The 16137-nt window shown below is 54.9% G+C and carries 12 protein-coding genes; 5 read left to right on the top strand and 7 right to left on the bottom strand.

Annotated features, from left to right (window positions below):
- Positions 1-8: 8 nt before the first annotated feature.
- The 5 genes from JIN85_RS05600 to JIN85_RS05580 all read right to left on the bottom strand — a co-directional run bounded on the left by JIN85_RS05600 (position 9) and on the right by JIN85_RS05580 (position 7855).
- The gene (locus tag JIN85_RS05600; RefSeq protein ID WP_200268471.1) at positions 9-3107 is read right to left on the bottom strand and encodes an ankyrin repeat domain-containing protein; all 3099 of its coding nucleotides are present in this window, start codon (positions 3105-3107) and stop codon (positions 9-11) included.
- 109 nt (positions 3108-3216) lie between these two features.
- Positions 3217-4575 carry a hypothetical protein gene (locus tag JIN85_RS05595; RefSeq protein ID WP_200268469.1) on the bottom strand — a complete coding sequence of 453 codons (1359 nt, stop codon included), beginning with the start codon at positions 4573-4575 and terminating at the stop codon, positions 3217-3219.
- 8 nt (positions 4576-4583) lie between these two features.
- Positions 4584-6215 carry a hypothetical protein gene (locus tag JIN85_RS05590; RefSeq protein ID WP_200268467.1) on the bottom strand — a complete coding sequence of 544 codons (1632 nt, stop codon included), beginning with the start codon at positions 6213-6215 and terminating at the stop codon, positions 4584-4586.
- A gap of 114 nt (positions 6216-6329) precedes the next feature.
- Positions 6330-7091, bottom strand: a complete 762-nt coding sequence (locus JIN85_RS05585) for an SDR family NAD(P)-dependent oxidoreductase (RefSeq protein ID WP_200268465.1) — start codon at positions 7089-7091, stop codon at positions 6330-6332.
- A gap of 29 nt (positions 7092-7120) precedes the next feature.
- Positions 7121-7855, bottom strand: a complete 735-nt coding sequence (locus JIN85_RS05580) for an SDR family oxidoreductase (protein WP_200268463.1) — start codon at positions 7853-7855, stop codon at positions 7121-7123.
- Positions 7856-8022: 167 nt separating this feature from the next.
- Here JIN85_RS05580 and JIN85_RS05575 point away from each other — a divergent pair, with 167 nt between their 5' ends.
- A complete protein-coding gene (locus tag JIN85_RS05575; RefSeq protein WP_200268461.1) occupies positions 8023-8955 on the top strand; it encodes an AraC family transcriptional regulator in 933 nt (310 codons plus the stop codon).
- On the opposite strand, the gene JIN85_RS05570 is transcribed toward JIN85_RS05575, so the two are convergent.
- Together JIN85_RS05570 and rpe are read right to left on the bottom strand one after the other, a co-directional pair.
- Complete coding sequence (locus JIN85_RS05570; RefSeq protein WP_200268459.1) at positions 8952-9800, bottom strand: hypothetical protein; 849 nt, start codon at positions 9798-9800, stop codon at positions 8952-8954. The genes JIN85_RS05575 and JIN85_RS05570 overlap by 4 nt on opposite strands.
- 50 nt (positions 9801-9850) lie before the next feature.
- Positions 9851-10519 (bottom strand): ribulose-phosphate 3-epimerase, encoded by a 669-nt coding sequence (rpe, locus tag JIN85_RS05565; RefSeq protein ID WP_325108428.1) that lies wholly within the window; start codon positions 10517-10519, stop codon positions 9851-9853.
- 81 nt (positions 10520-10600) lie between these two features.
- On the opposite strand from rpe, the gene tadA reads away from it, so the two are divergent.
- From tadA to holA, 4 genes are all read left to right on the top strand, one after another.
- The gene (gene tadA, locus JIN85_RS05560) at positions 10601-11152 is read left to right on the top strand and encodes a tRNA adenosine(34) deaminase TadA (RefSeq protein ID WP_325108426.1); all 552 of its coding nucleotides are present in this window, start codon (positions 10601-10603) and stop codon (positions 11150-11152) included.
- A gap of 98 nt (positions 11153-11250) precedes the next feature.
- Positions 11251-13296 carry a carbohydrate-binding domain-containing protein gene (locus JIN85_RS05555; RefSeq protein ID WP_200268456.1) on the top strand — a complete coding sequence of 682 codons (2046 nt, stop codon included), beginning with the start codon at positions 11251-11253 and terminating at the stop codon, positions 13294-13296.
- Between the two features lie 16 nt (positions 13297-13312).
- Positions 13313-14911, top strand: a complete 1599-nt coding sequence (locus JIN85_RS05550; protein ID WP_200268454.1) for a leucine-rich repeat domain-containing protein — start codon at positions 13313-13315, stop codon at positions 14909-14911.
- 72 nt (positions 14912-14983) lie between these two features.
- Positions 14984-16132 carry a DNA polymerase III subunit delta gene (holA, locus tag JIN85_RS05545; RefSeq protein WP_200268453.1) on the top strand — a complete coding sequence of 383 codons (1149 nt, stop codon included), beginning with the start codon at positions 14984-14986 and terminating at the stop codon, positions 16130-16132.
- Positions 16133-16137 lie beyond the last annotated feature (5 nt).

Genomic DNA, 16137 nt, shown 5'->3' with positions numbered 1-16137 from the left:
TACCAAGATCAGTTGGAGGGGGGAGGAAGAACTGGACGAGGACGAGGTTGGCGTCGGTCCCCATGATAGGAATCCACAGTGTTCACTTCGTCTCCGCTCGTTAGATGTGTATCATTGGGTTTCGACCTTTGACCGCTGATGATCAACTCCATAACCCCTTCATCAATCAACAATGAGGCGCGCATCGAAGCCGTCCCTTGCTCTGGAGGAAGCGGCAGCATTTCGCCCTCCGATTCGACATATCTGGGCTGATGGTAATCAAGCACGACGGTGTCCATCACACCACTGGGACGAGTAACTTTCACCGACCCAGCAAGGGCTTGTGCGAAAAATCGCTCTTCTTCCTTTGAAAAACCAGTCCACGGTTTGTCCAAATCATCTTTCTTCAGCTGCAGCACGATCGTATCGGTTGGTAAAAGCGGCACGTCAAACTTGCGCGCTTCGTCGCTCGATGTGCCGTCACCTGAAGCCGCGACTGCCTGGGTGAGATCGATGTGAAGTGTCTCCCGGCTACCGTCTTCTTTTTTCCGCAATATCCGAATGTTCGATAAATCCGGATGCGGCAACAATGTCGAACCGGTGAGTTTGGATCGGAGAAGAGCTCGATTCTCGACCGTCAGCTCCTTGATCGATTTCAACTCAAGCCAACCGAGGGAATTCGGCACTTGGGTGTCGATCAGTGCCTGGATCAAGGTCGGCGATTTGGAACTCGGGCTGACCTCGAATTCTCGTCGATACGGATAACCTTCGACCTCCAACGTCAAACTCATGTCGATCACTTTTTTGAACGCCTCGAGATTTTCAGCCGAGCGTTCAAGCTTCACCCGATCACCCGGCTCAAGATTGAATCCGGATGCCGCTTCAGATGGGTAACTCAGTTGAACATCCGGCACACCGTTTCTCGAAATCGTTACATTGCTGCCGCCTGATGGATTTAATCCGGCAGGTTGAATCAGCAAATCCATCAATTTTCCAACCGGCATAAGGGGCAGTTCATTTTTGGTCGGATCAAAGACGATCCGGGTTCCACTGACGACCATTTGCTTTGAATCACCATTCATCTCCACCGTGATCGGAAACTGAATTTGACTTTCAAAGTTTTGCAGGATGGATTGATCAATGGGTAAATATTTGTGGTCATAACTTCGAGTTGTCGGTTCAGAAGTGAAAGATCGAGCGACGAGCACTTCACCAGTTCTTAGATTCAAATCCTTATCCAGCTTCGTTAGATCCAACCCCCGCTTGCTCAAACTCCCCTGATCATCACGACTCCAGATTTCCCAGGTTGGCCCCGCAAAATCGTTGCCGCCATGATAGAGATACTGATGATTCGGATGCCTCACCAACCATCTCATTAGGTTGACTTGAGAGCCTTGAAAATTTTGCTCCCCCAAATTAATAATTTCCAATTTTTCCATCGTTTCGACGACAAGACGTATCTCATTCGATGATGTCGATCTGGGGATCACGAATTGATCTAACAAGAACGACCTCAACTTCAATCCATCTACCGAAACACTCGGCGCCTCAAACCCCTTGTTGATCCATTCATCCGATGGTTCGGCACCATATTCGGCAAGAATCCTGACGCACTCAAACGCTTTGGCCGAATTGGAGTTTCTACTATAACTATCTTCCACCAAGCGCTGAAGATAGTTGGACCCGTTAGGATTGACTCCAGACTCGAGTAGCGCGCGAACGGAAGATACGTTCGATGTTTGGCATGCACCACTAAGCAGGCCCTGCTGAAAGCCAACTGCCCCAGGCTCGTTTGCATTGCGCTTCAGTAAAATTTTGATCACTTCAGCATGACCATCCGTGACCGCTTGACTAAGGACGTTGCGAAATTTCAAGCCGTCGAAAATGCCAAGGAGCTCAAGAATTACCCTTTCATCATCCAGCCATTGCACCGCAGCTTCGATTGCTTCCTGCTGATGATTCAGATCCGCACCTTTATCGATGAGAAGACGGACTTTCCGAACCACATCATATTTGGAATGAATCGCCATCACCAGTGGAGACTTATTCGGTTCGTCAGATTTTGCATCTACGATCTCGCTCACGTAATTCACATCCGCGCCAGCTCCGATCAAGCGAGCCATTACATCGACGGCTCCGGCCATTTTTGACCTCGCGGCCAGCTGTAGCGGAGTCTGGCCATATTCAGAATCTTGCAGATTGGGATCCGCTCCTTTTTCCAGTAACCAGATTGCGTCTGAAAACTTGCCATTTGAAATCATTTGATGAAGAGGCCCACCAGTTATTCGTGAGTCGTTTTCCCTATTTAGTTTTATGCATTGTTCGTTCAAATCCACCCCTGATTCGATCAAGAACTCCGCAACCTGCTTTTTTCCATTCAGTAGTGCATACGTCAGCACTGGTGTTTTATAATTATCCATCGACAAACTGACTGAGCCAAAGCCGTGGTCTAACAATTCCCGAAAAACGGCAGAACGATCATCAGCGATTGCCGACTGCATCGCCATTGCGCGAGTTTCTTCCGGATACTTTGGATCATCTGACAGTAGCCGCTTTACGATTTCGAGATATCCCTTCTGAACTGCAGAGACCAACGCGTTCCCAGCCTCTGGACGATTTCCTTCCTTGATGAGATAATTCACTACCCGCAACCAATTATTCGCTGCCGCTGTATTCAAAGTTTCAGGATCCAACAGGATATCCGGTGCGGTTTTCTTGAGAGCTTCGAGCCGGGCAAGTTCCTGCAATTCTTCATCAGCACCGGGCGCGGTGATCTCCGGCAACTTTCCACCCAAGGCGAGCAGATTTTCACGGGCCAGCTTGCTTTCCATTTCCGCCCCCGGAAATTCCCTCAGCAACTTCTGATAGAGCGCCATCGCCTCGTCCTTGCGATCCTGCTTGCGGCGAACTTCCGCCAAGCGAAACAACGCGGCAGCTGCGACCTCGCGCTGCGCCGAGTAGCGGTCGAGCAGTTCCTGATACTGAGCTGCTGCGGCTTCCGGATCGCGTTTGACTTCTTCCGAGTAAAGCCCATCGCGCAACAAATCCTTCAAGGGCAGCTCATCCGCTAGGGCCATGCCGGGAATTCCGATCGCAAACAGGCAGAGGAAAATCGTTTTCGTCTTCATGACTGCCATAACATCCTACTTTCAGATGCCAATTGTCACGGCTTCGTCATGAATTTAAGAAATCTTCACCTAACTTTAAATAGGCATCGCCTCGTCATCGGCAGCCGCATCAGTCTGGATGGATCACGCTCCGCGCCCATGCGGCCTGATCTGATGGTAGCCTGCTGATCCACATCGCTTGATCCTCAGCCGGTATTCGACTCAATGCCTTCCTGAAAATTTGATCTGATAGCTCGGACAGTGGCAATTGACTGATCCTTGTGGCGAGAGCATTGCGGTCCTCCGACGAACTTACGACATAAACTTCAATCGCCGCTCGACGCATGGCCAGGCTAGGCAACGAAGCGACCCAGTTCCACTGCTGGTCCGTACTTGCCAAGCGGGTATAATCCACCGCCAAACTCCGAGCGGCAAACAGCGCGTTTTTACATCCTGGCCCTTGCGTCAATATCCCGGTTGCAGTCTCTAAATCCGCAAGCGTGTTTCTCGGCAATGCCCAGAGGATCGAGCTAATGGATGCAGCCTGGATCGCCGGGCTGCAGCTGGCGAGCAGCTCGGCTACTTTCTTCGGCTCAACCACTCCGCTTGAAAGGACTCCGGCGATCGCCGGATCTCGTGTAGCCGGATCTTCAATTGCCAATGCCGCAGAAATGGCAGCATCCGGGTCCGTCATTGCGGCGACTTTAAACCCGCTCTTGACCCAATCCCGATTGTGATCGAATTGCATCTTCAACGAGCCGTTCTCCACCATCCAGTTCATGGCGGCTTGCGGGTCCTTCTTTGCCCAGGACTCCATCGCCATTTCCAAAAAACTCCGATAATCACTGCTCGCAGGAAGCGCTGCCAAACCACGCGCCGCAGCTTCGGGATCGCGATCAATCCATGCTCTAGGCCCTGTGCTAAAGCGATTAAAGTCTCCCGCGCGAGCAGCCAGCTCCAAGCCTTTTGATAGATCCCGATCCAATACGCTATCGACGAGCTTAGTCCTGAGTTTATCACCCGCGACACGATCCGTCACCATCATGGCAGCATCCATAGCTGCATCTGGATCTTGCTTTGCCCAGGTCAGAAGCAACTCCGGCCCCCATCGGGTGAGTTCAGAAGCATCCCTGCAATCGCGAAGGTATTCCCAAAAACCCTTTGGATCAGATTCCGCCCAGAGTTGAGCGGCGAGTTGATTCCACTCGGGATCATGGCCCAGATCGCGGAAAAAAGCCGGCCATTCATCCCGCTTGAGCTGGCCGACTTGTTCCAGAAAAGCCGCCATCCTCTGATCCAGACCCGTTCTGGAATCCCGCCAGCGATTCATCAGCTCCCGCCGCTGTCTCGCCGCACTACTTACATTTCCACGAGATGAAGGTTCTTGTGGATTTTCATGACTACGGCCCCCGTTCCATACTGCCGGAATTGCATATCCCAATGCTCCACCCAACACACAGGATGCGATGTTGATTCGATTGAACTTCATGGCCAGTATCAGTTAGATCCGTTTCCTTCCATAACGAAGCGCCGCAGACTAGCGCGCTCCTCATCTCCCAAGTCAGCTTCATTCAAATGAGCCAACGCGGAGGGCTTTCCGGCATTCCGCACCATCCACTCCAAGGCCGAGTGAAGCAATTTCTCCCGCCCCTCGCCGGTTTCGATTTTCATGGTTAGATCAAAAGCACGCTCCGGCTCATAGCGGGCAGCGTCAAACATCATACTACTCCAAACCGAGGACTTCGCCGGTCCATCCGGCAATGTTTCAACCCAATCCACCGCGCCGGTCGCATCATATTGCGCCCATTGATAGGCAATGAATTGACCTAACTGAAATGACTCACTAGACGACACATGAGTTAGATCCACTTGGTTCCATTCATTCCATAACCAATCCGCCATTTCCTCCGGTTGTACCCGGGCCCATTCCATCAATTCTTGATGATAGGTATCGACCCATCTTGGATTCTCCTTCGCGGCTTTCAACAAATCGGTGAAGGCTGCGCGTGGCTCGGATGCGATCCGTTCAAGCTGATCCCGATCCAAGGGCATCGGCAGGGACTCGGTCCTCAATCCATTTCGCTGCGCGAATTCATAGGCAGCATCTGGATCTTGGGCGCACCAGATGTAGGCGATTGCGTTCATCAAGGTATCGCGGATTTTCCCAGGCGGCAAAGCCTCGGCCTGTTTCGCTGCAAGCTCCGGGTCAGTAGGATACCAGCTGGATCCTGTGACTAATGTAGACCAGAGACTGGGCAATGCATCTCCATCTTTCTCAAGTTTCTGATACAAATCGGTCACATCCATGAAAGGGTCCGCCGCCGGTGCATCTGACTTCGACAATTTTGCCTGCATGGCGGCCGTCGCCCATTTTCTGGCATCGTCATCAATCGGAAGCGATTGCAACCACGCGAGAGCCGCATTGGGATCAACCGATGCCCAGCCCTTGGCAAGTCCGGTTACAACCTCTGAGAGTGCGATCGCGGGAATGCGATCCACTTCAAGGCCGCGCAACAAATCTGGCCTATCCCGACCCAGTCGGAACAAACCCGATTGGACGGCCTCTCTGTCATACAATCCGAATAATCCGCTTTCGGCATAATTCCAAACCGCAGGGTCCTGATATTCGATGGCAGTCAAAAATCGGCAGTGACTGAAAATGCCCATATCGCTGGAAAGGGCCATAGCCATGGGATAATCTTTGGCGGCCCAGGCTTTGAAAAACGGTTCCGCCCAGAAACCTGCATTATCACTCTCGACCAGGGTTGGCAGCTTATCTAACAAATCAAGAGGCTTTTCGAAACTCATCCAGCGCTGAAACGCCATCTCCAGTTCAAGCATCCGCGATTTGTCCCGAGTTCGGATGATTTCCAGCGCCAGTGATTTGCTATCCGCCTCATTCTGCAGCGCGATTTGCTGAAATCGCTTAACGTAAAACGAAACAGAAGCAGGCGTCGATGCACGGTGGACCGGCCGCCGCGCAGGACGATCTGTTCGTTCGGAAGGATTGCTCGAATCGTTTTGCCCGGCCCGTTGATCGAGACCGTAGAACAGCAGAACGCCGATCACGCAACCACCCAATCCGGCAAGCATCGGATGTCTAACAAGACGCACGGCTTTTCGATCCATATCCACACTTCAGTTCAACCGAAGCTGAAAGGCAAGGAAATGAAACGCCTCAAAAAAAACTATGATATCTTGAGACACCCGATGAATGCCGGGAGGGAATCACACCCGGCGGCATTAGATTTTCATGCCGCCGGAAGCTTCCAGGCGCTGGGCATTGACCCAACGGCCAGCTTCCGAACAGAGGAAATTGACCACGCCTCCGATGTCATCCGGGACACCGACACGGCCGAGCGCGATTTGCGAAGCCATCATTTCACGCATGCCCTCTCTGGCTAGCGCGCCTCCGGTGAAGTCGGTCTCGATAATGCCAGGAGCCACCACATTCGCGGTGATCTGGCGCTTCCCGACTTCTGATGCGAGGTAGCGGGTGAAGACTTCGATGGCACCTTTCATCGAAGCATAAGCCGAGTATCCGGGATTGGAAAACCGGGCGAGGCCTGAAGATGTGTTCACAATGCGGCCGCCATCCTTGATGATCGGAAGCAGCTTTTGGGTGAGGAAATATACGCCCTTGAAGTGGACGTTCATCAACTGGTCGAAATCATCTTCCGTGGTATCGGCGATCGACTTGTTAATGCCAATGCCGGCATTGTTGATGAGAAAGTCGAAGTCTTCACGCTGCCAGGTCGTGGCGAGGGACGATTTCAAAGTCTCGCCAAACTCCGCGAAGCCTGCTGTGTCCGCGACATCAAGTTGCAGCGTGATGGCTTTGCGACCCAGTGCACGGATTTCGCTGACCACTTGCTCCGCCTCCTCTTTGCCGGTGCGATAGGTGATGATGACGTCAGCGCCAGCGCGGGCCAGATGTTGAGCGATGTTTTTTCCAAGGCCGCGTGAGCTGCCGGTAACGAGTGCGATTTTGTTTTGATGGTTCATGATGGTAGTTGGGTTGAATGATATAACTATTAATAACTGCTGGCAGTTGGACGAACGATGATTTCGCTGACATCCACATCCGCCGGTTGATCGATCGCATGGGAGATCGCCCGCGCGACCGCTGCGGCCGGGATGGCTATTTTGCGAAATTCTTCCATGTAGTCCGCGGACGCCTCGTGGGTAATGGTCCCTGCCAATTCGGAAGTCGTGACACCGGGAGATATCACGGTGACGCGAATGTCGTGGTTTTCCTGGCGCAAGCCTTCGGAAATCGCGACGACTGCATATTTGGTCGCGCAATAAACCGCTGCGGTCGGAAAGGTCGTATGTCCACCGATGGAAGACACATTGATGATTTGGCCGTAGCCTTGGGATTTCATGATCGGCAACGACGCCGCGATACCATGGAGAACACCGCGGATGTTCACGTCGATCATGCGGTTCCATTCGTCAACTTTGAGTGCGTCGAGTGGAGACAGTGGCATGAGGCCGGCGTTGTTGATCCACACATCGATGCGGCCGAACTTTTGAATCGCGAGTCCGGCAAATGCCCGAACATCGTCCAGATCCGTCACATCGAGCGAATCGTATTCTACGATACTTCCAGTAGCTCGGAGATCGGAAGCAATGGCTTCCAGCCGGTCGACGCGCCGAGCGCCGATGACCACATGATGGCCCTGACCGGCAAGCAGTCGGGCGGTTGCTTCGCCAATTCCGCTGCTTGCTCCGGTGATCAGGATAACTTTTGACTCTTTCGTTTGCATGGGATGGTAGGTTGATGAGGGAAACGACGAACGCCGTCCCGATGCCCAACACCCTAATGAAGGATCATTCTTTTCGATATACCTGATGAAATGGAATGATTGCCTAATCCTCCGACTCCGAAGATCCAGCTTGCCAGATACATCAAAACCATTGCCTATTCTTCCAAATGAAACGGGAAGCACAACCCCACACGGAAACGATTGCTGCCGCGCGCCAAGGTCAACTGGTGAAACTTCTGGACGCCTTGGCGATGGAGGAAGGCTTCAGTGACTCACTGCTTCCCGGCGTGCGTTTCATGAAATCCAGCCGACCCTCCATCCGCGCCCAGGTCTCCTATGAGCCGAGCATCGTGATCATCGCCCAGGGACGAAAATGCGGCTATCTGGGCGACAAAGTCTTCACCTACGATGCGAACCATTTTCTGGTTCTCTCCGTTCCGCTTCCATTCGAATGCGAAACCCTGTCATCGCCGGAAGGACCCTTGTTAGGGATTTCGATCGGAGTCAATCCGTCGCTGGTTGGCAGTTTGATGATTGAGATGGAAACCTCTCCACCGATCCCCATGGGCAGGCCGGAAGCAATCAGAGCCAACCCGCTCGATGACATCCTGTATGATACTACGGTGCGCCTCGTACAAGCTCTGGCCAATCCGGAAGACGCCCGCATCCTCGGCCCCATGTTGGTTCGCGAAATGATCTTCCGCGTGCTGCGTGGTGAAGCGGGTGGTCCATTGCGCGCGCTTGCCGCACCCCACAGCCATTTCGGCCAGATCAGCCGGGTGTTGCAACGCATTCACAAGGATTACTCACAACCGATGGACATGGCCACACTTGCCGCCGAGGCGGGTATGAGCGTGTCCACCTTTCATTCCCATTTCAAGGCGGTCACCAGTTCGCCACCACTCCAGTATTTGAAAAACATCCGCCTTCACAAAGCCCGCAACCTGATGGTGCACGAAGGTCACACGGCCGCCAGCGCCGCCGTGGCGGTCGGCTATGAAAGTGCGCCGCAGTTCAGCCGTGAGTTTAAGCGCTTCTTCGGCCGGACTCCCGCTGCAGAGACCGACTTTTTGAAAACCAACCTGCTGCGCTTGGTTTAGCGAGGCATACGGCGGAGGGTTTCAAGAAGACGCTGCTTCTTGGCCTCGATCACGTCGAATTGCGCGGCTTGCGCGGGTGTTAGAATGCCTTCCAACTGCTGTGAAGTTAGCTCGGGAGCCTTCGGATCGGTTGGCGCACCGTCGGGGCTTAGCTGGCTTGCGCGCAAGGACGCAACCGGCAATTGACTACCACCAAGTGGAAGCGGCGAGGTGTCTGAGAGAATGGCGAGTGAAGGTGGCAATTGACTGGAATCCTGGCGCAATTGTTGCCGGATTTGTTCTGCGATCGCTTCCCGCTGCTGTGGCGTCAGATCGATTTGCTCGATCAAATCCGCGAGTTGGCGCTGGGTGCTGGCCTCAATGGTGTTGTCCTGACTGCGTTCCATCAATTTGATGAAGGCGGCATGCTGTTCCGGGCTGAGCAGCGTTTTCAGGGCGGAAAGGATGTAGTCTCCTCTCTGCGCGAGGCCCTTGATGAACTGATCTTCCGTGATTGCAGAGGTGCTGTCTGAGATCGCTTTTTCCAACTGGGATTCCTGGTCGCTGGTCAGTTGCAGCGCTTCAGCAAGACGCATGAGCTTGGCCGAATCCATGCTCTGAGCTGCGTTTCTCCGTGCTGTAAGATCAGCCGGATTCCCCAGCCGAGGCAATGTTTCGTCTGCGAAATCAGGGCGAATTGGCGCATCAGGCGGCGTATCGCGATGTGCAGGTGGGCGAACCCGGGGCGGCGGCTGGGCTGAGTTGGCTGCGCTACTGGCGCTTGCCGCAGTGGATGGTTTTGCAACCCAGCCAACGGCAAAACCGATGCAAGCGGTGACGACAGCAAGAATAGCGGAAAACTTCATGGATTTGATCAATCAACGCCACAGTGGGCAGAAATCGTTTAGAGGAATTCTCAGGCGTGACGGATCGACGCGATCGCAGCTGCCATGTCCGGGGCTTTGAAAGTGGAGGAGCCGGCAACGAAGGCATTGGCCCCGGCGACCGCGCATTGAGCGGCGGTGGTTGCATCGATCCCGCCATCGACCTCGATGTGATAGCTCAAGCCTTTTTCCGCGCGCAGCTCGGCGGCGGCTTTGATTTTAGGGAGCATCTCAGCCATGAAGGCTTGCCCGCCAAATCCGGGAACAACGGTCATGCAGAGCAAAAGGTCGATTTTGTCGAGATAGGGAATCACCGCTTCGATCGGGGTGGCGGGATTCAGCGCAAGACCCGCCTGGCAACCGGCTTCACGAATCCGAATCAGCGTTTCCGCCACATCGTGATCCGCTTCCACATGCACGGTGATCGAGTCGGAACCGGCAGCGATGAAGCGTGTCAAGTAGTGGTCCGGGCGCGAGATCATCAGGTGCACATCCAGGAAAATGTCGTTGGTTTCATGGACCGTCTGGATGATGGCGGGGCCAAAGGAGATATTGTCGACGAAATGCCCGTCCATGACATCCATGTGCATCCAGTCGGCTCCGGCATTGATGGCTCGTGAGGTTTCCTCGCCGAGCTTGGAAAAATCAGCGGCGAGCAGCGATGGGGCGATGACGCGGTCTTGGAAAGTTTTTGGGATCACGGAGCAAATGATGGAGCAAGGATCGCCGGACGTCCAACATCGAACATTGTATCGCCGGGAAAGAGTCGGTAGCAAGCGGGTGTGGACGAAGAAGGACCAATCATTGACCTGCACAGCGACGTTTATTTCATGGGCCAGGCGCTACGCGAGGCGCGGCGTGCCTATGCGGCCACGGAAGTGCCGGTGGGAGCTGTGGTGATCAAGGAAGGACGTGTGATTTCACGGGCCTGGAATCAGGTGGAAACGCTGAAAGACGCCACAGCGCATGCTGAAATGCTGGCGTTGACCGCCGCCCAAAACGTTCTGGGCGATTGGCGGTTGGAAGGCTGCACCTTGTTTGTGACGAAGGAACCATGCCCGATGTGTGCGGGGGCGATCGTCCATTGTCGGCCGGATCGGGTGGTGTTTGGCTGCCCGGACCCGAAAGCTGGCGCTGCGGGCGGTTGGATCAACCTTTTGGACGCAAATCCGCCACTGAATCACCGTTGCGAGGTCGTTCCCGGCGTCATGGGCGATGAATGTCTGGCGTTGATCCAAAGTTTTTTCCGCGAGGCTCGGGAAAAGAAAAAATCCCTGCGTCGTGAGGGCGGAGACCTTGCGGGATCAGGGTTTGAGCTCCCGGGCGAGGACTGAAAGACGCGCTCAAAAAACAAAAAATCGCTCCTTCTCTCATCATCTTTGCGTGCTTAACGCGGGCTTAATCTTAGGCGTGCTACGCTGCCGCCTGATTCATGAGAGCAAGGAACACATTTGGAGCGGCATGCATCTTCTGCGCAATTGCGAGCCACGCAAGCGCAGCGGACCGCGACTACGTGGAGGATTCCGATTTTAACAAAACCGTTCAAATCGAATTCAACGGCACGGATGCCACCATCACCAATGGAGCAGGCGTAACGGTCACAACCGGCACCAACGGAGCGAGCATTTCCATCGTTTCCGAAGTGGCTGGTGTCGAATACCTACTCTCCGGAACATCGACCAATGGCTACGTGGAAATCACCAGCAACAAGCCATCGAAAGTCACTTTGGCCGGGCTGGATCTCACGAGTTCGGACGGCCCTGCTGTTTCCGTCACCTCAGAGGCCCGCACCTTTGTCGTGCTGGCAGCAGAAACCACCAACTCGATCCAAGATGCGAGTTCATATGAACGTGATGGCTCAGGAACACTTTACAGCTCTGGACCGCTCATTTTCAGCGGCAAGGGAAGCCTGGACATCACCGGAACAAAATCCCACGCCATCTACGGCGGAACATCGATCCGTTTTCTCGGTGGCAACGTGACCGTGTCAGACGCAGTGAAAGATGGCGTTCATTGCAGCGAATCTTTCCAAATGGATCAGGGCAGCCTGACCCTTTCCGCCCAAGGCGATGGCATCGATGGCGATGAAGGCACCATCGTGATCAACGGCGGCACGATCTCGGATGTCAGTGTGGACGATGATACCAAGGGAATCGCTTGCGACGGCGCGCTAACCATCAATGGCGGTTTGCTGAACTTCGTGGTCGAGGGTGACCAATCCAAAGCGCTGAAATCCGATTCCGACATCACCATCAACGGTGGCAGCCTCGCGTTCAACCTGACCGGCGGTGTTTACCTGGAATCGGTCACCGAGGACTCGTCCACCTATGTCGATCCTTCTTACTGCACCGCGATCAAGTGCGGCGGCAACCTTGCCGTGAATGGCGGGCAAATCGAAATTTTACACTCCGGCCTGGCCGGCAAAGGAATTTCTACCGACGGCAACATGACCGTTACCGGCGGGGAGATGCGAATTTTCACCAGCGGCGGAAGCTCTGCGACGTTTACCAACGGGAGCGGAGAGCGGGACATTGCTTCCGCCGACTGCGTGAAATCTGATGGAAATCTGACGGTTACCGGCGGCTCCATTCTGGCCACGAGCACCGGCACCGCGGGCGACGCGATTTCCTGTGACGGAGCAGCTGTCCTCGGCGTGCTTGGAAACGACGAATCGCCAGTGATTTCCGCGAACACCACCGGAGCGCAAGTTGCCGTAAGTGGATCGGGTCAAAGCGCCGATTACGCCAATCCGAAAGCGATCAAATCCGAGGGAGCCATGACCATCAATGGCGGCTCCATCACGGCCACCACCCAAGAAGAAGGCGGCGAAGGTCTGGAAAGTAAAAGCACCCTCACCATCAATGGCGGCACGATTGAAGTGAATGCGTATGACGATGGCATCAACGCCGCCACCAAAATCACGGTCACCGGTGGCAATGTTTACTCCTACAGCAGCGGCAACGACGGAATCGATTCCAACGGCACATTTGCTTTCAGCGGCGGCACGATCATCAGCTCCGGCACCACTTCGCCGGAAGAAGGATTCGATTGCGACTCGAACAACTTCGCCATCACCGGCGGCACACTCATCGGAACCGGCGGCGCAACCAGCACACCAACCTCATCTTCCAGCACCCAGAAATCCGTCATTTACAAAGGAACTGGAACGGCGGATGTCATCCTTCAGGTCAAATCCTCCAGCGGCAACATCCTGGTTTACAAACTTCCTCGAACCTACTCCGGCGGCAGTAGCGGCGGTGGACCGGGCGGCGGCGGTGGCGGTGGCAGCAGTTCGTCATCCATGACCATGTTGTTCAGCACGCCCACGCTGGCATCAGGAACCACCTACACTCTGGTCAGCGGCGCGACCGTCAGCGGCGGCACCGAATTCCACGGACTCTACACCGGCGCAACTGTGACCGGAGGAACCACCTTAAAAACCTTCACCACCAGCAGCACGGTCACGACGGTGCAATGATGGCTAAAGCAACCAAATGATGAAAACTTACCTCACCATCGCTTCCTTGGTTGGCCTTGTGTTCACCAGCCACGCGCTCGCGGATTCGACTTACACCTACGTGCTGCAGGACAGTGTGGCGACCATCACCGGTTTCACCAGCACCGCCTCCCCTTCTGGGGCGATCGCGATTCCTTCCACGGTGGATGGTTATGTGGTTGGCGAAATTGGAGCCGCGGCCTTCAAAAACCAGACCGCAGTCACCAGCATTACCTTTGCCTCATCGGTCAATGTCACCCGCATCGGCATCTCCGCCTTTCAGGGTTGCACCGCTCTCGCATCGATCAGCTTGCCAAGCTCCATCACCCAAATCGATGGTGGGGCATTTGCCGATTGCTCAAGCCTGACCACCATCAGCTTGCCCGATGGCCTGACCACGCTGGGCGAGTCGGTTTTCTTAAATTGTGAGAGTCTCGTTTCTCTCACGATTCCCGATTCGATCACCACGATCCCCGGCCAGCTTTGCGATCATTGCACGAGCCTGACAACGCTCAGTCTCTCAGACGCAGTCACCGAAATCGGGAATGCAGCATTTTACGATTGTTCCGCAATGGCATCCTTCACGATGCCGGAATCGCTCGTCACCTTGGGCGACGATGCATTCCATGGATGCGGAGCACTCACTACAATCACAATGGGCGACGCCCTGAGTTCAATCGGAGATCGGGTTTTCCAGGATTGTGACTCATTGGTGTCGATTTCTGTCTCATCAGGAAATCCCACCTACAGCAGCGAGGATGGCGTGCTATTAAATGCAAGTCAGACGTCAGTCGTATTGTGCCCGGAGGGAAAGCTGGGCGACTATACGATTCCTGTCATGGTGGAATCACTCGCTGAGGGTGCGTTCGCCCATTGTGACCTTCTTACTTCAGTTAGCCTCCCCTCGGGCCTCACGGACCTGCCCGCTGATGCATTTTACTATGCCAGCGGGCTGGAATCCGTCGAACTGCCTACCAACATCAGCTCGATTGGCGATTGGTGCTTTGCCGGCTGCTCCAGCCTTGCGGGAGTAACCTTTCCGGAGGCTCTAACAACTCTTGGCGATGATTCATTCGATTCCTGCCTGAGTTTGGAATGGGCGCTGTTCAATGGAGACGCGCCCGACATGGGGGAAAGCGTCTTCGATCACACCGCAGACGCGTTCACCGTTTACTACTACTCGAGTAGTACTGGCTTCGAATCCCCGACCTGGCTTGGTTACCCAGCGGTTGCCCTGGAAATTCCCTCCTCCTTTGCCACATGGCTGACAGGAAATGGCTATTCCCCGGGAACCAGCATGGCGACCGATACCAATAGCGACGGAGTGAGCCTGCTGATGGCCTACGCGTTGAATCTTGATCCAAGCGAAAACCTCGCCAGCAGCATGCCACAGCCAGTACTGGCTGACGACGAAATGAGCCTGAGTTTTTACGGCAACAGTTCCGACGTGACCTACACCGCAGAAACCAGCACCGATCTGGAAAACTGGACCACGGACGGCGTCAGCCTTTCCGATCCGGATGCCAACGGCCTGCGCACCGCGGAAGTCGCCCAGGACGGAGCTTCACGCTTCATTCGCCTGGTTGTCAGCTATTGATCCATCGGGATCTCGCCCGACTCGGCGATCCCCGGACTTGCGCCACGGCGGGCCGCTCGCTAAGACCAGTGCGTGGCGGCCAAGGCAAAAGCGAATCCCAAGAAAAGCGGCAATTTCTTCGCCCTCGTCGGCAGTGATGAAGGCGAAGTGCGCGAAAAATCCCTGCAGCTTTTCAATCAACTGACCGGCGGCGTTGACGACGGATTCACCCACGAAACCATCGATGGGATCGCGGATAATTCCGATTCCGCCTACGAAATTTGCTCCTCCACCGTGCAATCCTTGCTGACGATGCCGATGTTCGGCGGCGACAAGGTGGTGTGGCTCCGCAACGTGAATTTCTTGTCAGATTCCGTCACCGGCCGCTCCCAACGCACCGAGGCTGGCGTGGAAAAACTGCGAGAAACCCTGGAAAAAGGTCTGCCGGACGGCGTGAAATTTCTCCTCACCGCGCAAGGCATCGACAAACGCCGTGGCTTCTGGAAATTCATCGAAAAAAGCGCCACCGTGCAAGTGTTCGACAAAATCGACACCAATCGCGACGACTGGATGGATCAGGTCGCACGTTTGGTCGGTCGTAAAGCCGATGAGCTGGGCCTGGAATTCGAGCACGATGCGCTGGAATTGTTCGTTCTCCTCGCAGGCGAGGCTTCCCAGCAAATCGGCAACGAACTGGAGAAACTCGACCTCTATCTCGGTCCGGACCGGCGCCTCGTCACCGAAGATGACGTGCGGACGATGGTCCCCCTGAGCCGCGCTGCCGTGGTTTTCGAAATCGGAAAATCAATCCAGTCAGGCGATACCGCACGGGCGATCTCGTTGATCGATCAGCAATTGGAAGCTGACGAATCCGCGATCGGCATCATGCGTGCCTCGATCATTCCGACGATCCGGAATCTCTTCATGGCGAAGTTGATCGTCGATAAACTCAAGATTTCCGCAGGCAACTACGGCGCTTTCGCCGGCGCGCTGAACCGCCTGCCGGAGTCGGACCGAGCCTGGTTGCCGCAAAAAAAAGACGGCAGCGGGGTGAACGTGTTCCCGGTGTTTCTCGCCGTTCATGGCGCGGCAAATTTTGACCTCGCAGGCCTGCAGAGCGTGCTCGAGTCAACCTTGCGCGCCGACCAGTCACTGGTGACAACCGGGCTGGATCACCGGCTGATCCTGCACCGGCTGATGGCGGAAATTGCGGCGGCACGCGTGGTTCGCCGCAGACGCTGAGCTGG

It is taken from the genome of Luteolibacter pohnpeiensis (assembly GCF_016595435.1).
GTDB lineage: Bacteria > Verrucomicrobiota > Verrucomicrobiia > Verrucomicrobiales > Akkermansiaceae > Luteolibacter > Luteolibacter pohnpeiensis.
This window is presented reverse-complemented; position numbering and strand designations above follow the sequence as displayed.